General features: G+C 56.3%; 28 protein-coding genes. 8 read left to right on the plus strand and 20 right to left on the minus strand.

Annotated features, from left to right (window positions below):
* Positions 1 to 128: 128 nt before the first annotated feature.
* From GBK04_RS25085 to GBK04_RS25120, 8 genes are all read left to right on the plus strand, one after another.
* Positions 129 to 860 carry a hypothetical protein gene (locus tag GBK04_RS25085; protein ID WP_152764497.1) on the plus strand — a complete coding sequence of 244 codons (732 nt, stop codon included), beginning with the start codon at positions 129 to 131 and terminating at the stop codon, positions 858 to 860.
* A complete protein-coding gene (locus tag GBK04_RS25090; protein WP_152764499.1) occupies positions 836 to 1,582 on the plus strand; it encodes a hypothetical protein in 747 nt (248 codons plus the stop codon). The genes GBK04_RS25085 and GBK04_RS25090 overlap by 25 nt, the downstream gene beginning before the upstream one ends.
* Positions 1,583 to 1,615: 33 nt before the next feature.
* Positions 1,616 to 1,963, plus strand: coding sequence for a hypothetical protein (locus GBK04_RS25095; RefSeq protein ID WP_373331327.1), 348 nt, complete (start codon positions 1,616 to 1,618; stop codon positions 1,961 to 1,963).
* 4 nt (positions 1,964 to 1,967) lie between these two features.
* Positions 1,968 to 2,216 (plus strand): hypothetical protein, encoded by a 249-nt coding sequence (locus GBK04_RS25100; protein ID WP_152764502.1) that lies wholly within the window; start codon positions 1,968 to 1,970, stop codon positions 2,214 to 2,216.
* Between the two features lie 7 nt (positions 2,217 to 2,223).
* Entirely contained in the window at positions 2,224 to 2,520 is a 297-nt protein-coding gene (locus tag GBK04_RS25105; RefSeq protein WP_152764504.1) for a hypothetical protein, read from the plus strand.
* Positions 2,501 to 2,842, plus strand: a complete 342-nt coding sequence (locus GBK04_RS25110) for a hypothetical protein (protein ID WP_152764506.1) — start codon at positions 2,501 to 2,503, stop codon at positions 2,840 to 2,842. The genes GBK04_RS25105 and GBK04_RS25110 overlap by 20 nt, the downstream gene beginning before the upstream one ends.
* Entirely contained in the window at positions 2,839 to 3,129 is a 291-nt protein-coding gene (locus GBK04_RS25115; protein ID WP_152764508.1) for a hypothetical protein, read from the plus strand. The genes GBK04_RS25110 and GBK04_RS25115 overlap by 4 nt, the downstream gene beginning before the upstream one ends.
* A gap of 448 nt (positions 3,130 to 3,577) precedes the next feature.
* On the plus strand, positions 3,578 to 4,723 hold the full coding sequence (locus GBK04_RS25120) for a hypothetical protein (RefSeq protein WP_152764510.1): 1,146 nt from the start codon (positions 3,578 to 3,580) through the stop codon (positions 4,721 to 4,723).
* Positions 4,724 to 5,012: 289 nt separating this feature from the next.
* Here GBK04_RS25120 and GBK04_RS25125 read toward each other — a convergent pair whose 3' ends face one another.
* From GBK04_RS25125 to GBK04_RS25215, 20 genes are all read right to left on the minus strand, one after another.
* Complete coding sequence (locus GBK04_RS25125; protein WP_152764512.1) at positions 5,013 to 6,509, minus strand: terminase large subunit domain-containing protein; 1,497 nt, start codon at positions 6,507 to 6,509, stop codon at positions 5,013 to 5,015.
* Entirely contained in the window at positions 6,496 to 7,125 is a 630-nt protein-coding gene (locus tag GBK04_RS25130; protein ID WP_152764514.1) for a hypothetical protein, read from the minus strand. The genes GBK04_RS25125 and GBK04_RS25130 overlap by 14 nt, the downstream gene beginning before the upstream one ends.
* Positions 7,112 to 7,516: a hypothetical protein gene (locus GBK04_RS25135; RefSeq protein ID WP_152764516.1), complete on the minus strand. Its 405-nt coding sequence runs from the start codon at positions 7,514 to 7,516 to the stop codon at positions 7,112 to 7,114. Before GBK04_RS25135 ends, GBK04_RS25130 begins: the two co-directional genes overlap by 14 nt.
* 38 nt (positions 7,517 to 7,554) lie before the next feature.
* Positions 7,555 to 7,863 (minus strand): hypothetical protein, encoded by a 309-nt coding sequence (locus GBK04_RS25140; RefSeq protein ID WP_152764518.1) that lies wholly within the window; start codon positions 7,861 to 7,863, stop codon positions 7,555 to 7,557.
* Between the two features lie 79 nt (positions 7,864 to 7,942).
* Positions 7,943 to 8,137, minus strand: coding sequence for a hypothetical protein (locus GBK04_RS25145; protein WP_152764520.1), 195 nt, complete (start codon positions 8,135 to 8,137; stop codon positions 7,943 to 7,945).
* Between the two features lie 57 nt (positions 8,138 to 8,194).
* Positions 8,195 to 8,899, minus strand: a complete 705-nt coding sequence (locus GBK04_RS25150) for a hypothetical protein (protein ID WP_152764522.1) — start codon at positions 8,897 to 8,899, stop codon at positions 8,195 to 8,197.
* 77 nt (positions 8,900 to 8,976) lie between these two features.
* Positions 8,977 to 9,945 carry a hypothetical protein gene (locus GBK04_RS25155; protein WP_152764524.1) on the minus strand — a complete coding sequence of 323 codons (969 nt, stop codon included), beginning with the start codon at positions 9,943 to 9,945 and terminating at the stop codon, positions 8,977 to 8,979.
* Between the two features lie 48 nt (positions 9,946 to 9,993).
* Positions 9,994 to 10,404 (minus strand): hypothetical protein, encoded by a 411-nt coding sequence (locus GBK04_RS25160; RefSeq protein ID WP_152764526.1) that lies wholly within the window; start codon positions 10,402 to 10,404, stop codon positions 9,994 to 9,996.
* Positions 10,405 to 10,443: 39 nt separating this feature from the next.
* On the minus strand, positions 10,444 to 11,307 hold the full coding sequence (locus GBK04_RS25165; RefSeq protein ID WP_152764528.1) for a S49 family peptidase: 864 nt from the start codon (positions 11,305 to 11,307) through the stop codon (positions 10,444 to 10,446).
* 152 nt (positions 11,308 to 11,459) lie between these two features.
* Positions 11,460 to 11,789, minus strand: a complete 330-nt coding sequence (locus GBK04_RS25170) for a hypothetical protein (protein WP_152764531.1) — start codon at positions 11,787 to 11,789, stop codon at positions 11,460 to 11,462.
* 109 nt (positions 11,790 to 11,898) lie between these two features.
* A complete protein-coding gene (locus GBK04_RS25175) occupies positions 11,899 to 12,315 on the minus strand; it encodes a hypothetical protein (protein WP_152764533.1) in 417 nt (138 codons plus the stop codon).
* A 12-nt stretch (positions 12,316 to 12,327) separates the two neighbouring features.
* Complete coding sequence (locus GBK04_RS25180) at positions 12,328 to 14,082, minus strand: phage head spike fiber domain-containing protein (protein WP_152764535.1); 1,755 nt, start codon at positions 14,080 to 14,082, stop codon at positions 12,328 to 12,330.
* A complete protein-coding gene (locus GBK04_RS25185) occupies positions 14,046 to 14,246 on the minus strand; it encodes a hypothetical protein (protein WP_152764537.1) in 201 nt (66 codons plus the stop codon). Before GBK04_RS25185 ends, GBK04_RS25180 begins: the two co-directional genes overlap by 37 nt.
* Positions 14,243 to 14,563: a hypothetical protein gene (locus tag GBK04_RS25190; protein ID WP_152764539.1), complete on the minus strand. Its 321-nt coding sequence runs from the start codon at positions 14,561 to 14,563 to the stop codon at positions 14,243 to 14,245. Before GBK04_RS25190 ends, GBK04_RS25185 begins: the two co-directional genes overlap by 4 nt.
* Before the next feature lie 4 nt (positions 14,564 to 14,567).
* Entirely contained in the window at positions 14,568 to 15,008 is a 441-nt protein-coding gene (locus GBK04_RS25195; protein ID WP_152764541.1) for a DUF1353 domain-containing protein, read from the minus strand.
* Positions 15,005 to 15,358, minus strand: coding sequence for a hypothetical protein (locus GBK04_RS25200; RefSeq protein ID WP_152764543.1), 354 nt, complete (start codon positions 15,356 to 15,358; stop codon positions 15,005 to 15,007). The genes GBK04_RS25195 and GBK04_RS25200 overlap by 4 nt, the downstream gene beginning before the upstream one ends.
* Positions 15,359 to 15,365: 7 nt before the next feature.
* Positions 15,366 to 16,442 carry a hypothetical protein gene (locus GBK04_RS25205; protein ID WP_152764545.1) on the minus strand — a complete coding sequence of 359 codons (1,077 nt, stop codon included), beginning with the start codon at positions 16,440 to 16,442 and terminating at the stop codon, positions 15,366 to 15,368.
* Positions 16,443 to 16,451: 9 nt separating this feature from the next.
* Positions 16,452 to 16,835 carry a hypothetical protein gene (locus GBK04_RS25210; RefSeq protein WP_152764547.1) on the minus strand — a complete coding sequence of 128 codons (384 nt, stop codon included), beginning with the start codon at positions 16,833 to 16,835 and terminating at the stop codon, positions 16,452 to 16,454.
* Positions 16,829 to 16,999, minus strand: a complete 171-nt coding sequence (locus GBK04_RS31070; RefSeq protein ID WP_373331328.1) for a hypothetical protein — start codon at positions 16,997 to 16,999, stop codon at positions 16,829 to 16,831. The genes GBK04_RS25210 and GBK04_RS31070 overlap by 7 nt, the downstream gene beginning before the upstream one ends.
* A gap of 191 nt (positions 17,000 to 17,190) precedes the next feature.
* Positions 17,191 to 17,679, minus strand: a complete 489-nt coding sequence (locus GBK04_RS25215; protein WP_152764549.1) for a hypothetical protein — start codon at positions 17,677 to 17,679, stop codon at positions 17,191 to 17,193.
* Positions 17,680 to 17,712 lie beyond the last annotated feature (33 nt).

A 17,712-nucleotide genomic window follows, 5' to 3' on the forward strand; every position in this document is an offset into this window, starting at 1 on the left:
GGCCACCACAGGGTATGGGCAAGTGCACCATGCAACTCTCATGACTCCCGGCCGGGGTAATGCCTGGCCGGGGGAAAGGGGGTGATATAGCCGCAAGGCTAGATTTTTCCACTAAACACGTAACAAATTTGCTACCTGTCATCAATAATTCGGAGGCGTTTTCGCGGTTCCTGGACCTGTACCGCGAGCACAACGCCCGGGGCGGGACCGAAACCCACCAGCGCAAGTGCCGGGCCTCGGACGGCACCTATTACTATAAGGACGTCACCCGGAAGGTGAATCAGATTCCGGAGAGCGTGAAGACGACCTTCTACATGATCCTGCGCGAGTACGTGGCCAGCTACAACCGCACGGCCAGTCAGATGCCCGTCGGCATGTACACGGCCCAGGACCCGCCGAGCCTGCTCACGAACCGGATCCGCCTGAGCGAAGCCTGCGATTGCTCGGACAAGACGGTCTACAACCACATCGAGACGCTAGGGTCGCTGGGGGTAATCAGGCGGAAATTTCATGGCCGCAAGAAGGATTTCGAGCTGTGGATAAGTACGGATCTGCTCTTCGGCAACAGCGGGAAAGATGGTGCCAAAAATGCCCAAAAAACCCAAAAAACGGCCTTTTCTGATGAAGACAGGAAAAATTTACCGCTTAATAATATTCACAGAGAATTCCTTGAAAAGGAAAATAGGAGTGCGGATGGGAGTTTTTGTGGATACGGAGAGAATGATCACGGAGAGAGGGGTCGGGCTGGCAACCCAGCCCGAACGGCAGGAAGCCCCCCCACGTCCGCAGCAGGGCCACCGGACGGAGAGATGAGCACCGGGGGGGCGGCGCGGCGATGGCCCCGCCGAAGCCGCAGGTGAAGGTGCCGAAGGCCTACCTGGAACTGCTGATGGAGTTCTGGCTCTATGCCTGGAAGGTGATTTACCCGGCGCGTGATTTCAGCCAGCAGGAACAGGAAAAGGCCATTGTGGCGATCATGGCCGGGGTATATGACGGTTTCGGGCAGCAGCGGACGCCCCGCGAATGGGCTGAGTTCCAGACCCGGCAACTGGAAAAGCTGGACAAAGCGGCCAAATGGTACGACCTGCATCCGGATGCCTACCGGCCGGATCCGTTCGCGATCCAGGTGAAGGGCAAGGGGTATTTCGACAAGGAGAACCTGCGGGGCTTCCGGGGCCTGGAAGCCTGGATGAAGAAAGACGAAGAGCGACGGCAGCTGAACCGGCATGCCTACGATGAAGCCCGCCAGGAGAAGCAGAAACGGGCCGAAACCCTGCTGCGACGCGCCCGGCGCGACTTCGAGAAGCTGCGCCTGGGAGCCAAACCCCGCAAGGAAGTGGCGGCAATGAACACCCAAATGGCTCTGTTCCAGTACTACCGGGTGGTCTTCGATGGCTTCGGGAAAAAGTGGGCTGACAAGTTCTACGCCCAGTACCTGGACCAGCAGGCCGTGGACTTCAAGCCGCCCAAATACTACCGCTCCCGCAAAAGCCGCCGCCTGGCCGGGGAGATCAGCGAAGAAACGGTGGTGTACGTCGAGAGCTGGATGCAGCACGGCGACTGGTACTACTCAGAGGTTTAGCATTCACATTTTTCAATTAACCCCTATATATCCATGATACGAGGCAGACAACAGCCCGGCCAGAAGCAGCGGCCCCCGATGAAGGACGACGACCGGGAAGCGATGATCCGGGAATCGAGAGCGTGCATGTCGGTGAAGTTCCACAACAACCCGAAGTCGATGCTGTTCTGGTCGAAGTGCAACCAGCGCAAGCAGCACCGCAGCCTGAGCGATGCCGTGAACTACCTGATGTGGCTGGTCAACGAGTACAAAGACTGGCAAGGCTGCGTGGCCACGGCGGCGATCTTCGACACCCGCAGTGACAAGGGCACATCAGCCAGCAACAAGATGTACCAATACGAGCGCGGCCGCTGGGAACTGATGGAAAACGCAACCTTCTGAGCCCATGCACTACCTGACGACCAACCCCAAAGTGCAGCGGACGCACCTCGAAGAGCACCTGCTTACCGTGGCCCAGGAAATGTCCCGCAAAAACTACCTTCTGGGCATGATTGAGAGCTACCTCGGTCAGGTACTGGAAGAGTGGAAAAGTACCCGGGACAAGTACCGCAACGCCGGCACCGTGATCCAGCGTACCGGCCTGATCGTCGAGGTCAAGAACTCGACCGGCGAAGTAGTATTCACCATTAAGTAAATCGATTATGGATTTAGACCGTGTGAAAGAAATCGGTGTCTGCTGCTGCTGTGGTCAGCCTACCAAGCAGGACCGGCATTTCAATATGATTCAGCTCGACATGGACGCTGCCTGGGAGTTTCCGAGGCTGGGCAATGTCTTCGATAGCTCGGTCAATAATGCCGTGGCCATGATCTGCGATCCCTGCGGTGACCGCTTCGAAGCCAACGATCCGCCCACCATCCTGTACGCTATTGAATTCCTGGGCGAGCAGCTGGTGTACCACGATTATATCCCGAGAGCCCATGGAGCCGATCAAGGTTAGACTGGAACACGGGGAAGTGAATCAGATTCTCCAGTACTGCATTGGAGCGGCCGGAATTGCCGTCCTACCCGAAGCCAGCCTGGAACTGATCGTGCTGGCGGAGTTCAGGGAGAAGATCGCCACGCAGCTGATGCGTAATCGCCAGCGCAACCGAAACAAAGTGTTTCAATACACGCTGCCGGTCTCAGTGGCCAGGATCCTGCATCGTCGTTGGCAGGAGATCCCCTACAATCGCGAACGCCAGATGGTGCTGAATGCCCTCGACCATGAGCTTACCAACCGGGAATTAAAGCCGGACTTATCAAAACCCACAATTGTATGATTCTACCTTACACATACCCCGATGGTCGGGAGAGCCGGCACGTCCGCTACAAGTTCAGTCCGTGGGGTACCTCAGTGGGCCTGTTCGATGTATCATTGCAATACCGGATTAAGGGCTGCTGGCGCTACCGCTGGTATAATGTGGTTTCGATTGTCTATCATCCAGGTGGAAAAATAACCCTTGAAGCTATGCAGAAAAAACTCCTGGACCTCGCCGAAGATCAACGCCGTGACCGGATGCATTTTCGGAAATTCATGAATCGTTTTCCCAAGTCAGATTCAGAATAATATTTGGCGGCTCTCGCCGAAAATCCCCGGGCACGCTCCGGAGCACCCTCTGACCCCGGCTAAATGGATCCTGTTGCACCAGGCGCAGCGCGATGGTCGCCGAAGAATCTTCTGTTTTACTTTTTTAATAAAACATCACCAAAGCACGAAATAGAAAAATGAAACTATCGTACCCTTTGATTTAAATTACCAATATAGTCTATATTTGGAAAGAAGGGAGATCTCATCTAAGAGTTACAGTCAAAAAGCAAAAAAGAGCTTTCCTGAGTACCAGTGCTCAGATTTAACTCCTATTGAAACATGATTTGATCAATGTGCCTCAATAAATTGTGCCAACTGCTTATAAGGCATGTTTACGTAAGCTCAAAATTTCAGGGCGAACAAAACCTTCAAAACAACTAAAATACTGATTTTTAGCTAATTAATTTAATAATCCGCTTTACATATTATGAGTTTTTATTTACTTGAAGAAGAACTTTTTAACGAAGCCTCCTTGCCATGGGGGGGGCGTTTCCATATTCAATTGGATTCAGAATTGGGTATATATTTAGAGGGTCTTAAAGCCACAATGCAACGAATAATTGACATTCATCAATCTAATTTAAATTCGAAGCCCCATATAAACAAAATGCCTAATATACATTTTGAATTTATTGATAATTCTAATTTTAACGCAAGGGCATTTTCTTATAAAGGCATGGAATTTATTGGATTAAATATTGGTGTCGTATTCATTCTTCATGATGTTTTTGAGAGGATGCTAGCTAATAGAGGTATACTTTCTAAAATAGGTAATATTGACCAAGAAGATATAAATCCTGAAAGGTTGCCTTTTTTAACCACTGACTCACAAGTTTTACTAGAATTTTATCAATCAGAACAGCTTAAGGAAATTACATTGCCCAAAAATGGAATAAGAAAAGATTATGCTCAGTTACTTGTTATGACTGCTATTTTATTCCTTCTTTACCATGAGCTCACCCATCATACAAATGGCCATGTAGAACTGAAAAATGAATTAACTGGAAGTTCATACATGGATGAAGACGAACCTGACACATCCGGGCGGATAACCCCTTTGATGAACAAGACATTGGAAATGGACGCTGACGCTGGCGCAACCGTTCTTGGTCTACAAGCAATCCTGCATTTGTTTCAGCATTCAGACGAATCAAAACCATTCCATAGTAGCTTTACCACTATTGAAGAGAGCGCTATCGAAACATGGGGTTTTGCAGTGGGAGTGTTATTTTATCTATCTGAATATAGGCGAAGAATAGCGCAAACAAATTTTCAGTCCTATTACCCAAATCCACATCAAAGACTAATTATGTCTTTGGCGACAGCACTTACATTTTTGGGGTTGAGTTACAATGAGGAAATATTATGGTCCACTTTAAAAGATATAGGCCAGAAGTCAAGGGATGCTATTGACAAGATCATTAAATCGAAATTCGAAATAATTGATAAGGAAGCATATATTAAAGAGTTGATGGATCAATCTTACCAAAAGGAGATTTTAAAGGAATGGAAAGAAAATCTTAGACCTCGACTTTTGCCTTTTGCCCGGTGTAACCTGGCACCTGCTCAATAAGATACCGAACATTCAGCCTTTACGGCCTGCTCCGCCAACTTCGGTAGGGATTATATAGCTAAAGTCTCTGGAAAACAGCAGCATGAGTAGTATTTTATAAAGTTGCACTGTTTTTCATCAGAAAACTTAGCCAAGCAACTGGCTATCTGTCTGTTGTCTTGCAAACTTTATTTCTTTAGCCCCAAAATCTCGGGATCTTGCCCGCCCTTTGACATTTTGGCAATTTCCATTTTTCCAAAAATCCGAATATATGAATGACCCCTCCCTCCCCCCTCTCGAGCCTCGAGGGCTAGAGGAAGTCGATCTCGAAGCCGCCGTCGACCCAGTTGAACCCGCCGTTGGTGCGCCACACCACGTAGTAGTCGGCCGTGTCTGAGAGGTGAGTCGCCCGCTCTTGGTCTTCCTGCTTGTCCTTGGTCTCACTGCTCTTGTCCTTGCCGTAGCCCGCGGTGATGGGTGCGCGCGACATCGACACCAGCGTGCTCTTGGCCAGCACTGGATGGAAGCGCAGGTAGAGACCATCCTCCTGGGTCTCTGACAGGACCTTGTGCATGAGCTTCTGGATCTCATCCTTGGGAGGATTATAGGTCAGCGGGTTCAGGATAACTTCCCACTGAGCATCCTCAAATACTTTCACCACCTCCTGGAAGTTAGTCATCATGGTACCCATGGCATTCTTCTTGGTACCGGCCGAGAGGTTGTTCCCATTGCGGTCCCCGGTAATCACGATCTTACGCAGAGCCTGCTGGTCCAGCTGCTCCAACAGTTCATGGGCCAGGCTCTGTGCCATGGTCATCTCCACCCGGGGCTCCTTAACAAACACGTTCATGATGCAGTGCTGGCCCTTACCATGGTCCTGCCACACCGTGCAACTGGTGAAGTGGGCGTTGAAGTCGAAGGATCCTACAGGTACCTTATGCGGATCATAGAAGGTACGCTCATCGATATCACTATGGTGATCCCAATCCAGGGCAGTATAGAACGACTTCGGTATCTTGGACAACCGCTTGCCCAGCACTTCCACATCGAACTCGATCTTGCTCAGCTTCTTTTCCAGGTTATCGATATAATTCGCCGGCAGGAAAGCCGCATTATCCTTCGTGGTCACCTGCATGAAGAAATACCGGTCCGGCTCCTCCTTCATCAGCTCCTCGATATCGAACATCCATTCCCCGGTCGAGCCATACGGCGGAGAAGAAAATACCGAAATCAGCCAGTGGAATGGGGAATCGAATTTCCCCACGTTCGCCCGGATCCGCCCTTCCAGAATCTTAAGCCAATCGCGCTTGAACAAAAGCCCTTCGTCCATAAACGCGAAATCATCATTCCGCCCGCGGTGGAGGTCGGCCGTCATTTTGTAGGCGCACACCTCCATCACCCAGCCGTTCGGGAAGCTCACGCAGTTGTCCCAGTTCTCGGGCTCCTGCCAGGGCTTGTCCCAATCCTCCGGAGGCTTTTTCCACAAAACATATTCTCCCTGGCCCGTTTTCGGATTGTACTCCCGGACATCGAAATGCTCGGCCCAAACCGACTTTATACCAGGGAAAATCGACCGCTGGAACTGCGTCACCGTCATACAGGCGAACTGTCCCTTGGCCCGGGGCAGTTCGTTCTTGCTCATCAGCATCAGCAGCGACATGGCCACCGACTTTCCGGATCCGATCCCCCCGACCATGGCTGTGGTCTTGGTGCCTTCCGCATCGAGGTCGTACATCACCGCTTCCAGGAAATCAGCCTGCTTATCGTTGATCTCGATCTCGAGTTCAGTCTCATTACTGGATTTCATACACCGCTTCTTCGACTACAGTATCACTTTTCACCTGGTCATTCTTGATCACCGTCTTGCGCTTCAGCACAATTTTCTGCGGCTTCTTCTTATCATCCGATTTCACCCGGGTCGGATCATAAGCGCCATCGATCGTGGCCGCCTCTTTCAAAAGCCCCCGGAATTCTTTTACCAAAAGGGCCATGTCCTTTGCGGTGCTTCTGGGCCTTATGATCTCAAAAATGTTCTCAGACGCATCATCGCCTTCCGAGTCCGATCCATCGGCCACACCCTTGATCTTTTCCATCACCAGCTGCGCGGCCGACCGGAACTGCTCGGCGTACATCATCTTGATCCCGTCCGCGTTCCGGAGCGATCGCAATTCCGCGAATACCTCATAGGCCATCGCCAGCAGCTCCCTGGCCCGTCGATCCTGCACCCTCAGGCGCGGATCACTCTTGGCCAGCTTGATCACGTCGACGTCCGAAAAGCCCTGGCGGAGCCACCCCCGCAGCACGTCGATCTTCTCGAAGGTCTCCTCCTGCTGGGTGGTAAGCTGCCGGTCGCCCAGTAAATGCTGGCGGTAGACGTCCATCTCCTCGTAGACCTTCTCGAGGTACTTATTATGTTGTCGCATAGGTCAAATCCACTATTTGAGTTCTCAATCCATCCTTCATCGCCTCCATCTTTTCAAGGTCTGCAGCCCACTGCTCCGCCTTTTTATGGTCCGGGCTCAGTTCCAGTTTCTTTCGCGTTTTCGAGATATTCACATTCAGCCGTTGCAGTTCCAGCTTCACTTCCGCCAATCCGGGAGGCGAGGGTACCTGCTCGGCGGCCGTGGGCTTTTCGGGCGGTAGCTGCCCGGTTTTCTGCACATACTCGATGCTGAGCATCACCTTCTTCCACGCCTCCCGGGTTGCCAGGATCTTCGCGATCACCGGCTTGACGCCGGCCACGTCGTCTTCCCGGAATTCGTGCAGGCTGTTACTGAAAAGAGCAGCTTCCCGGTGCAGACCATCGGCCCGCACCAGAAGCTGCTCTAGTACCTGTTCTGTTGACCCGACGCTTAACTCTGCGCCTCGGTTTTTTTTTCTGGGTCGGCGGCATCAGGTTGGTCAGTACTCTGCGCATCCACTACTTTCGGCAAGGGGGCCAATTTGGGAGCTACGGGTACCTGCACCTGGGGGACTACGGGTTGGGCGGTACTCTGCTCAATTTCCGCCGACTCTTCGCTTTCTTCCTGGGGAATGTCGCCCAATGCATCCGCATAGGCTTTCTGAGCCGCTTCCAGCACGGCCGCGGTTTCTTCCGAACCCACAGCCTTATGACGCATCTCCGCCATTTGCATCGACGCCTTTAGTTTTTGAATTTCCATTTCGGTATTGAAAAATGATGGTTCTGGGAATAAATTTCTAAAAATGACCTGACGGTCCGCCGCGCGGTCGCTTCCGGGCTTACTTACCCTTCGCCATGGCTATCTCGGCAGGAGCATCGGTCTTCGACTTATTGTCTTCATCCACCCGCGCATCGCCATTTGCATGAAGCACTTCAAGCTCCTTCTGGGAGCAAGTGGCCAAGTACTTCGTATTACCACCGACGAAGACATAGTCCTCCTTGCCGGCCTTGTCGTTTAATTTGAATTTTGACATGGTTGTAGTGAAAATGGAAACGACCCATGCATGGGCCGCTCCCGGATGATTACTTGTTTAAGGGGTTACCAGCGGCGTCACATCAAACGTCACCGCCGGCCCCAGGGGCATGATGGGTACCTGCATACCGTCCTGCTTGGCCATGAAGGTCGTCTCCTTCCGGGCGGTACCCTTCTCGGGCATCGTGCCTTTCATCTCACACATCATCGGGATGTACTTCTGGCCGATGTAGTAGAGCTTGTCGTCGTTGCCCTGCACGATGAAGTTCACCGGCGTTTCGTACAGCAGGCCCGAGAGCTTCACCGTTTCCGCATTGTAGCCCAGGAACTTGAATTCCAGCGACTGCGTGTACCCGCCGCCGATCTTCATCTCGGTGTCGAATTTGGTCGAATCGTACCAGGCCTCCAGCTCCACGAACTTCTTGCCCGTCACCAGCGGAATGGCCCCGGTGAATTCACCCGCCGACTTGACCAGGTCATAGTTCAGAAACTCATTCAGCAGATCCTCCGTCAGCACGATGTAGAGCCGCTTCGCCCCGCCGATGGTCAGCATCTGCGTTTTGCGCTTGATCCCGATCAGTGCCGTCGTGGCCCCCAAATGGCCCTGTAATTCGAACAGCGTAAAACCCGTCAGGTACTGTGTGGCCACAGTGGCCGCACTCCCGGCCAGCAGGCCCGCCATCAGGTTGCCGGTGTTCACCGTCACGGTGGCCACCAGCATCAGGAGTGCTACTCCCGCCAAAATCTTGAAAATCCCTCTCATTGGTAGTTGAAAAAATTTAATTGTGGATGGATGAAATACGGGCGGACGTCGCCGTCCGCCCAGGATGTGGGTTCCTCTTAAACCTTATCGTTCAGGTAAATCCAGTCCGGCGTGGCGTAGTCGAAGTCCAGCGACACCCGCACGGTCAACTGCCAGCTCTTGATCTGCTTCACGATGTTGATCGAGAACATGTTGATATCCTCGTTGCACACGAAGAGCAGGTTCTGCTTGGGCGTGATCACGATCGTGTCCTTACCGGCCAGCCCGGGCTCGTTCACAAACGTCATGTTCGAGTAGTCGTCGAGCGTCGTGGGACGATCGGCCGGACCCACGTGGTTGGGGAACAGCGTCCGGCGGTTCTGGCGATACTTGTCGTACACCGTACGGCTGGTGTATACGTTCAGGTTTTCGTTCAGCAGCTTCTGGTCGGTAGCGGCCACCAGGTCGGCCACGCCGTTCACCTGGGCATACGCGTTGGAAGCCGTGATGGCGGCGGCTGTGAACACGTGCGAAGCCGCGATATCACCACCCACACCCCGGCCCGTCGCAAACTTGGCGATGAAGCCATCGGCCAGCGAACCCGCTCCGGAACCGGCCGCATTGTACACCCCTTTGAAGGCCGTGTTCAGGCGCAGGAACTCGAAGTGCTTGGCCAGGATATAACCCAGGAAGAACAGCTCGAACGGATTCTTATTGACATCATTGAGCGAAAGCCCGGGCGTCTTCAGCCAGCCCAGGTACGTCTGGTAGGCCTCCTTAATGTCGCTGTACTTGAACTCCAGGTCGATGTCCGCCTCCTTGAACGAAGCGAAGCGCGTCTTCACCTCCAAGGCTGCCTTGGGGTCGAAGTTGTCCCCGGCCGGCCGCCAGGCATCCTTCACGCTCATGCGTACCAGGGGAGCGCGGTCGCGGGTCAGCAGCAGCGTGAAGTCACTACCCAGCCGCTCGGCTCCGAACATCACCCGGTCCTGGATGATGGCGCCATCCCCGTCGATGGTACGCATCAGATCGGTGTGGAAATTCGAAAAATCAATCGTTTTTGCCATTGGAATAAAAAAAAAGAGTGGTTTAAATTTAAAATCAAGCTATTAGCTCTACTTCCCGCGCAGCTCGTGGAATACCTCGAGGGCGTGCTGGTTGTAGCTGGCCAGTTCGGGGTTCAGGCTGTTGGCATCGGCATTGCCTTCGGTTTTACCGGCGGCGGCCGCCTTGTCGTAGTGCGCCTTGTACTTGTCGCGCTCGCCAGACAGGCTGGTCACCTGGCCCTCCAGGTCGTTCACCTGCTTCTCCGTCGCCGCAACTTTCAGGTTGGCCGCTGCGAGTTGTTGCTCGGCTTCCGTCACTTTCAGGTTGGCCGCTTCCAGCTGCTCGATAGCAGCTTGCAGGGCGGCTGCTTCGCCGGCCAGGGCATTGTACTCCTCCGTCGAGAGCTTCTCGCTCAGAGGTTGGTTTGACTTAGGGAAAAGCGTGGCCATGACGGCTGCGAATCCTACTAGTTTGCTCATGGATATTTAGTTAAAAATTGAAAGTTGAAAATGCTGGGGTTAAGCCCATGACCTGACTCGGTTGATCGTATCCGCCAAGCTGCCCAGGCGGTCCACCAGGCCAAGCCGCAGTGCGTCCCGCTTATTGTACATTTTGCCGGTCAGGGGTTCGTCACTTATCATTTTACCGGCACGACCCCGGCGTACGTAGCCATCAAAACTGGCCTTGGCCTCATTCAATTGGGCGGTGATCTCTGCCCGTAGTTCATCGGTAAGCGGCTCCACGCCGTTGATTCGGGCTTTATCCTGGGAGCCATCCGCCCGGAAAATCGTCACCTTTTGTCCGGACTTTTCTAATTGTTCGGAGCGGTCGACGTACACCATCAGCACTCCGATGCTACCCACGCTGCTCACAATGCCGTTTTCCATCGTGATGTCATCCGCCTGGCTGGCCACGAACATCCCAGCGCTGGCGCAGTAGTTGGTCCACGCCTCGATGCGCTTGGGAAAGCTCGCCACCGCGTCGGCCAGCATATCGGTGCTGTCCACCGTGCCGCCCGGCGTGTCCATTTTCAGCACCACCCCTTTCACCTGCTTCTCGGTAGCGGCTTCGGCCAATACCGAGGCAATTTCCTCATTACCGCCCCCACAAAAGCCGTAACGGCTCATCGTGCCGTTGATGGGGATCACCGCCACATCGCCACCACCGGCAGTCAGATACTTGTCGAGCAGGTATCTCGAATAGCTGAAATTCCCCTGGCTATCCCGGAAGCTAATACCAGCACGGAGCTGCTCGTTAGCCCGGAGAAAATGCGGCGGGATCGGATCGAAGCCTGCCGCCAGGCGGGGCAGGATGATCCCTTCCATGCGGTGGGCAAAGGGCTCGTCGATGAACCATAGGCCCGAAAATGTCTCTGCGTTCACATTACATTAAAAATAAGGGTGTGGATATAAGGCATCCGGATTTGGAAAACTTCTAGGCAACGAAGAAAAAGCACTTTCCCGGCCCCCGAAAGGACGAAAAAAGCCCCTTCATCACGGAGATGAAGGGGCTTGGAAAATCTATTCGCGGGTCTTCACAGCTGGCTCAAATCATCCAAATTGCCGCGCTGGATCATCCGTCCCATCAGCAGCTGCAAAAGCTGCTCGATGGGTGCGCCCAGCATGCCCCAGATCGCCAGCACCTCGGGCACGGCCCCTTCGGTGCCCGGCTCCACTAGGGCGAAGGTGGCGTCCACAAGTTTGGAGGTGTCGCTGGTCACGTGTACGGGGTACTGGCCCGACGGATGGTACCTCCGGTAGGGCTCCCACTCGCCGTACTGGGTCCAGCCGTTGGGGCCGGGCGTGCCGTCTTCCAGCACCTCCTGGATGGGCGTGGCCGTGCGGTGGAACTGCTCGACGTGCATGGCCGCCACGATCTTCCGTGTGGCCAGGCTGACGGAGAACTCGGTGCAGACGAAAACGTCCTTGCGGAGCGGGTTTTCGCCGGGGATGTCGATTCGGATCGGTTGCATATTACAGGGCGGTTAGTGCTATTTTCTTGATCGTGGAAGCGCCGGTCTTGATGTAGAAGTAGTTGTCGTCGTAGCAGGTGGCACCCAGCTCCATGGTCGTGTCGGTTCCGGCTACGGGCGTGTATCGGCGAAGGATCAGCCGCCGCTTGAAGCGCACGGGCGTATCGTCGGCGGTGAGAATGCTGTTCTGCCCGTCGTCGGCACTCGTTGCATCGGCATCGTCGCGGTAGAAGATGCCCACCTTGCCGCTGTCGGTGACCAGCACGGCCTTGGCCAGTAGGTAGCGCGTGTTCCGCAGTTCGTCTATCGTAAACTGTGGCAGAAACAGCATCCTAAGCCGGGCGTAGTCCAGCAGCCTGCGCCAGATCTGCCCCCAATTGGGCACCTGCTCGGGTTTGGTTCCGGTTGTTAAACCCATAATCTTGTTGGTTTATATTCGTGAAAGGGCTACGAGTTGCGAGTCTGTGATGCCTGGGCCATAAGTGGTAATCTCCCGTAGATATTTCCCCTGTACGGGAATGCCGGAAAAGCTGCCGTACCAGCCCGCTGTCGTATTGGTGCCCAGGTCATTGTGGCTGGTGGATACCACCGCCCCACCGTTCATGCTGGCTGCGAAGGCTCCCTTCTTAAAGCGAGCTGCAACCTTCAATATCCCTGTTCCTGGAAAGCTGCCCAGGACGTAATCGCCCGACAGCGCGTTGCTGCGGACCAGGATCACGATAGTGCTATTGGCAGACCGCCTTATCGAGTACACGCTGTTAGGTGCGCCGGTGGTGTTGTATAAGAAGTCTTCCACCCCTCCCGCTTCCAGCATATCGCATTCGATCACCTGTGTCCATTCTCGCTTGTCGTAGACGCTCTCGAAGGCACGGCCCAGCATGTAGACCGAGGCGTTGCCACGCGAAGCAGGCACGTCGGCTGTCGGAATGTGGGGTGTGCGCAATGTTTTTTTTTCCAGCCCCGGCATTTTCGCTATTATGGCGGCAGCCGGATTACTTCCTGCCTTAACAATATAGTATCGCAACCCGCCTGTGTTGTCCGATCCGAGTGTCACCTTGACCGAAACTGTCTGGTACTCTTCCGCCAGGACGATACTAACGGAAGACTGTATGTATGTGCCACCTACCCGACGAAGTTGCAGTACCACTTCCTTTCCAATATCGGCTATCGAGCCCGCTTTCAGCACAATCGAGCCCGTCCAGGTTTCGCCAGCAGCGGGAATTGCGCTCGTCTGGGAAAATAGTATGTCCGCCTGTGTGTTATCGAGCGTAATGAGGTAGCCATCGGCCTGTTGGGCGACCGCCCCCGCCCCTGTTACTACCCAGGGTGATACACTAAGATTGCCGGATCGAAGCAACACATTCTCGGAACTCGGCCATACGGGCAGACCCAGGCATTTTCCTGTTAAGGCGTCGTAGTGCAATGCCCTGGCCGCCTGTGGAGCCGAACGGAGTATCCCGCGTCGGTCGCAGGTGGTCAGGTTGCCCGTAAAGGCCAATTCCAGACGCGGATCCAACTCGCCGCTGTCGCAATGCCACGAAGCCAGGGGCGGTACGGTCGGCCAGTCGGTCGATCCGTTGAAGACGATCTCCGCCGCCTGGCTGACTAGCCCGTTGACTTCCACCCGCTTGGCCTCGGACAGGGCCACGTTGTCACTAACCTGCTGCTGCCACACTTCGATCTGGGGGAACCAGCCCGCTATGGCGTCGTACATGGTCTGGATGGAGGGGAACCAGCCCGAGATGGCGTTGAACCAGCCCTGGATGGTGACATACCAGCCCTGCACGTCGGCCCGGCTCATGGTCACTGACACGGCGTCGTTGTCGACCTCCTGGTGCTTGGCGGCGATGTCCCCGTGGCGTTCGGCAATGTCTTCCTGCCGCTCGATGATGTCGGCCTGGCGGTTCTCCACATCGGCCCGGCTCATCGTGACCGACACCGTGTCATTATTGACTTCCTCATACTTGGGCAGGAAGTCCTCGTACTTGGCCGAGAAGTCGGCCACCTTCTCCAGCACGTCGGCAAAGTAGGCCGGGATGGCCTGCTGTGTGCCGTCGTTGTAGTGCAGCACCAGGCTGCCATCGGCATCCTGCTCGATGTGGGTCAGCCCGCGCGGGGCGAAGTCCATGGCGTCGGCGATCACGTCGGTCAGCCCGGCCGCACCCAAAAAGCCCGTGGGGGGCATGGGGCCACGCCCCCGGTCCAGCCGGTGATGCGCACCAGCTTGCGGAAGCCGTCACTGAGCGAGACAAAGACCGGCGTCCAGCCTTTGGGCCCGCGCGGCCCGGTGGGCGTGGCGGGTACCTGGACGGGCCCGACGGCCTGTATGTCGATTTTTCGGATACTCATCGCGTCACGCGGTTAACGATTTCAAACTTGCCCCCGAAGAGCGTCACTTCCTGGCCCTCGGCCGTGGTGGCCACCACATCGTAGGCGTACAGGCCCGGCGCAATGCGCATGGCGGCGGCCGGCGCACTCAGGATGATGTGCTGTAGATCGGTGTCCACGTCCAGGTCCAGCACCACGCGGTAGTCGCCGGCGTAGGTGCGCACCTGGGCGCGCAGCGTGCAGCCGGCCAGCGGGAATGCCTCGCCGATCTCGACGCACAGCTCGAAGCTGTCGCCGCGCACGATGCCCAGCAGGTCTATTTTCGTCGTGTACACCATCGTCTCAGTCTTTTGATTCCCACACATCCACCGGCTTGCGGTAGCGCCGGAAGGCCCTCTCCCCGAAGCGCGACACCATGAAATAGGCCAGCCTAGCCTCCCAGCGGGGCATGCCCAGCAAAATCAGGTGTTCGTAAAAAGCCGAGTCGGCCATACGCCGGGCCTCATTGAAGAAGCTCCCGTTGCCGATCACGCCCACCTGGTTGATGTAGCAGTCGTCGTGCACGACGGCGGCCGGAAACCCGATGCCGTGCGGCGGCACCAGCGGCCAGAACACCTGCGGCACCGACAGCCCGTCGGTCACGAAACCGGCCGGCACCACGCGGCGGCCCACCAGCGGGTGGAAGTAGGCAAAGTCCTCGGTGGTGATGAACTGGTCGGTCTTCCTGGGATTGCCCTCCCCCGGCCGCGTCTTGCGGATGTTGATCTGGGGCCACTGGGTCATAGGTAGCGGCCCTGGGTTACGCCGTTGGCCACGCCCTGCGCCACGAAGGGCAGCAGCAGCGGCCAGGCCTGGTCAAAGATCGCCTGGAACTGCGGGAAGACCGTTGTGCCATTGGCCGGCCCGTCCACCAGCGCGCCGGTGGCGTCGACGAAGCTCTCGTCGGTGGCCCGCAGGATCACCTCCCGCGGTTCGGTGCGCCGGCAGATTTCGCCGTAGGCGTCGTAGATCGTCGAGACGGTCACCAGCTGCACTTCTTCCCCATCCAGAAGGATGTTGATGCCCCGCACGGCCACCGTATGGGTGCAGTCCGGATAATCCGGATGCGGGGCAACGGTAATTTCGTGTATCATAATAATACTACAGTATTAGGTTAGAGGTAAGGCGTACGGTGACCGTCTTGCCGGCCGTGCCGGTGAAGGTCAGCGTGTTGTTGGCATTGGCCGAGCAGTTGGCCGCGGGCTGCACCGAAATCGTGCAGCCGTCGTTGTAGACGATCTCGAAAGCGAAGGCGTAGCTGCGGCGGATGTTGACCGACTTGGACACGCCGCTGCCCTCGAAGACCAGCGTCTCGCGCAGCTTGTCGGTCTTCAGCGCCGACTCGGTGGCGTTGCTGCCCAGGGTCAGCGAGCCGCCCCCCAGGTACACCCGCTTGTAGCGGGCCAGCTCCGAGCCGTAGCCGTTGGTACCGTTGGTACCGTAGGTGAACAGCGTTGCGTTGTTGCCCACGGTCACCGCCCCGTAGTGGGTCAGCTGGATGGTCTGGTAGCTGATGCCGAAAACCGCCTCCTGGTCCATACAGATGGCGATGGCCCCCTGGGCATTGGTGTAGTAGAAGGGGTTGCCCGTCCCGCTGCTGCCGGCGTGGTTCTGCACGATCAAATTGCCGTCGACGCGCACCAGCAGGTTGTCGGTGAAGCATTTCAGGCAGTAGGTACCCTCGCCGACGGTCACGTTGGCGTCGTCCTTGACGGCCGTCTTCTTGATGAAGTTCAGGCTCGCCCCCGCATAAATCATGATCGTGAGTTCGGGGACTATGATCTGTAGGTCGCTGTCGACGGCCAGGTTGCCCGAGGTGATGCGGATGCTGAGCTTCTGGGTCTTGCCCGAGTGCAGCTGGATGGCGCGGGCCAGGGTCTTGACGGCACCGGTAGAACCGGAGCTTGCGCTGGTCTCGCCGGTGCGGGTGTCATCGCCCACATCGGCCCGTATGTAGACGACGGCGTTCAGGTTCAGGCTGCGGCTCACCAGCGAGGCGTTCACCGCATCGATGGAGGTCACGGCCGTACTCACCTGCCCGCGCATGGCCGCCCACATGGCTTTCAACAAGGTCCGCACGACCGAAGCCGTGTTCACCTGCGCCGGGTTGGGCGGGGAGTCTTTTAGATTGCCGTCGATGATCCCGTTGATCTGGGCATCGTCATAATTCCAGGGCATAGTAGTGGATTAAGAAAAACTCAGGTCGAACGTGTAATCGAACTCGCGGTTGGGAAAGAGCACCTCCGGATCCACCGACGCCAGCCGCGCCAGGGGCCGCTGGCTCAGCCCGCGCACCACCAGGTTCTGGCTGTGGCGGGCCGTGATCTGCCTACCCCAGCTCAGCCGCATCCCGTTGGCCGGCGTTCCGCTCAGGTAGCAGTTGCCCAGCGTGTCGCGGGCCAGCAGCACGAAGCGCCGCCGGCCGTGGCGGTTCACCCAGGCCACCAGTTCGGGCGCATCGGCCAGGATGGGCAGCTGGCAGTCCACCTGGTAGGCCTCACCGTCACTGCCGGTCGCCCGGGCCTCGTTCAGTGTCGCCGTCAGCGGGCGGCACTTCACTTCGGTCACCATGGCCCGGGCACCAGCCCGATTCCGGGTGCGGGAAGCACCAGGTCGGCTCCGGGTGAAAGCACGAAAGCCACCCCCGAGGTAGCGATCAGGTACACGTGCGTCAGGTACCCGGCGTTGGGCCGGGACTGCTGCTGCGCGCCAAGAGTCTCCCGCTGTCCGATCATGGCCCGAAACTACGGGCCTTTTAGGCCCCGGAAAAGGACGGTTTTCCGGGCTTTTCCGCCGGAAAAAGAAAGCAAAAACGGCCCTGGCTATCTGCCAGGGCCGTTTCAGGGCGTCAGAACCGGAGGACGGTTTGCACCGGCTCGTTACTTCCTACGCAAATCCGTTACCTTTTGCGCATTTGCGTTACTTTCTACGCATTTATTTTGGCGTTTTTCCGGATGAGTTTTTCCATGTGGTCGCGGTAGATCTTCCGGGCCGTCTGGTAGTCCAGGTCCACGTCCCGCTCGATGCTCCGGCGCTTGAGCGACTGCGCCACGTACGGCCCGTAGTCGCCCCCCACCGTGTCGTGGATGCCCCGCACCTCACAGATGATCGTCCTCCGGAAGATCTCCTCCATCTGCGCCACCAGCAGCGGTATTTTCTCCACCGGCACTTCGTGGATCTTCTCGCGGGAATAGTAGCGGATCGAGAGCACGCCCGGACCGGAAGGCTTCTGCACGGCCTGCGTGAAGGGGATCGGCCGGCTGATCAGGTGGATCAGCTTGCCCAGCTCACTCGACTTCTCAATGTGGATCTCGTCGAAGGTGCTGCCGTTGCGCTCGACCTGGTAGCCATGGTACTCATAGAGGAAGAATTTTTTGAGGTAAACGGGTAAGCTGAGCGTGATTTTCTTAGTCATTCGTGGGTCTACGCATTAAGGTGATAAAAATAG

Origin of the sequence: Salmonirosea aquatica, from assembly GCF_009296315.1 — a bacterium.
In the GTDB taxonomy this organism is placed as follows: domain Bacteria; phylum Bacteroidota; class Bacteroidia; order Cytophagales; family Spirosomataceae; genus Salmonirosea; species Salmonirosea aquatica.

Bases quoted from the DNA above. Each gene is read 5' to 3' on its own strand.
- GBK04_RS25215 (WP_152764549.1), bottom strand. From the start codon at position 17,679: ATGACTAAGAAAATCACGCTCAGCTTACCCGTTTACCTCAAAAAATTC.
- GBK04_RS25090 (WP_152764499.1), top strand. From the start codon at position 836: ATGGCCCCGCCGAAGCCGCAGGTGAAGGTGCCGAAGGCCTACCTGGAA.
- GBK04_RS25130 (WP_152764514.1), bottom strand. From the start codon at position 7,125: ATGCGACAACATAATAAGTACCTCGAGAAGGTCTACGAGGAGATGGAC.
- GBK04_RS25190 (WP_152764539.1), bottom strand. From the start codon at position 14,563: ATGGTGTACACGACGAAAATAGACCTGCTGGGCATCGTGCGCGGCGAC.
- GBK04_RS25105 (WP_152764504.1), top strand. From the start codon at position 2,224: ATGGATTTAGACCGTGTGAAAGAAATCGGTGTCTGCTGCTGCTGTGGT.
- GBK04_RS25140 (WP_152764518.1), bottom strand. From the start codon at position 7,863: ATGGAAATTCAAAAACTAAAGGCGTCGATGCAAATGGCGGAGATGCGT.
- GBK04_RS25110 (WP_152764506.1), top strand. From the start codon at position 2,501: ATGGAGCCGATCAAGGTTAGACTGGAACACGGGGAAGTGAATCAGATT.
- GBK04_RS25100 (WP_152764502.1), top strand. From the start codon at position 1,968: ATGCACTACCTGACGACCAACCCCAAAGTGCAGCGGACGCACCTCGAA.
- GBK04_RS25210 (WP_152764547.1), bottom strand. From the start codon at position 16,835: ATGGTGACCGAAGTGAAGTGCCGCCCGCTGACGGCGACACTGAACGAG.
- GBK04_RS25195 (WP_152764541.1), bottom strand. From the start codon at position 15,008: ATGACCCAGTGGCCCCAGATCAACATCCGCAAGACGCGGCCGGGGGAG.
- GBK04_RS31070 (WP_373331328.1), bottom strand. From the start codon at position 16,999: ATGATCGGACAGCGGGAGACTCTTGGCGCGCAGCAGCAGTCCCGGCCC.
- GBK04_RS25180 (WP_152764535.1), bottom strand. From the start codon at position 14,082: ATGCCCCCCACGGGCTTTTTGGGTGCGGCCGGGCTGACCGACGTGATC.
- GBK04_RS25175 (WP_152764533.1), bottom strand. From the start codon at position 12,315: ATGGGTTTAACAACCGGAACCAAACCCGAGCAGGTGCCCAATTGGGGG.
- GBK04_RS25205 (WP_152764545.1), bottom strand. From the start codon at position 16,442: ATGCCCTGGAATTATGACGATGCCCAGATCAACGGGATCATCGACGGC.
- GBK04_RS25160 (WP_152764526.1), bottom strand. From the start codon at position 10,404: ATGAGCAAACTAGTAGGATTCGCAGCCGTCATGGCCACGCTTTTCCCT.
- GBK04_RS25170 (WP_152764531.1), bottom strand. From the start codon at position 11,789: ATGCACGTCGAGCAGTTCCACCGCACGGCCACGCCCATCCAGGAGGTG.
- GBK04_RS25125 (WP_152764512.1), bottom strand. From the start codon at position 6,509: ATGAAATCCAGTAATGAGACTGAACTCGAGATCGAGATCAACGATAAG.
- GBK04_RS25200 (WP_152764543.1), bottom strand. From the start codon at position 15,358: ATGATACACGAAATTACCGTTGCCCCGCATCCGGATTATCCGGACTGC.
- GBK04_RS25155 (WP_152764524.1), bottom strand. From the start codon at position 9,945: ATGGCAAAAACGATTGATTTTTCGAATTTCCACACCGATCTGATGCGT.
- GBK04_RS25120 (WP_152764510.1), top strand. From the start codon at position 3,578: ATGAGTTTTTATTTACTTGAAGAAGAACTTTTTAACGAAGCCTCCTTG.
- GBK04_RS25115 (WP_152764508.1), top strand. From the start codon at position 2,839: ATGATTCTACCTTACACATACCCCGATGGTCGGGAGAGCCGGCACGTC.
- GBK04_RS25145 (WP_152764520.1), bottom strand. From the start codon at position 8,137: ATGTCAAAATTCAAATTAAACGACAAGGCCGGCAAGGAGGACTATGTC.
- GBK04_RS25095 (WP_373331327.1), top strand. From the start codon at position 1,616: ATGATACGAGGCAGACAACAGCCCGGCCAGAAGCAGCGGCCCCCGATG.
- GBK04_RS25150 (WP_152764522.1), bottom strand. From the start codon at position 8,899: ATGAGAGGGATTTTCAAGATTTTGGCGGGAGTAGCACTCCTGATGCTG.
- GBK04_RS25185 (WP_152764537.1), bottom strand. From the start codon at position 14,246: ATGAGTATCCGAAAAATCGACATACAGGCCGTCGGGCCCGTCCAGGTA.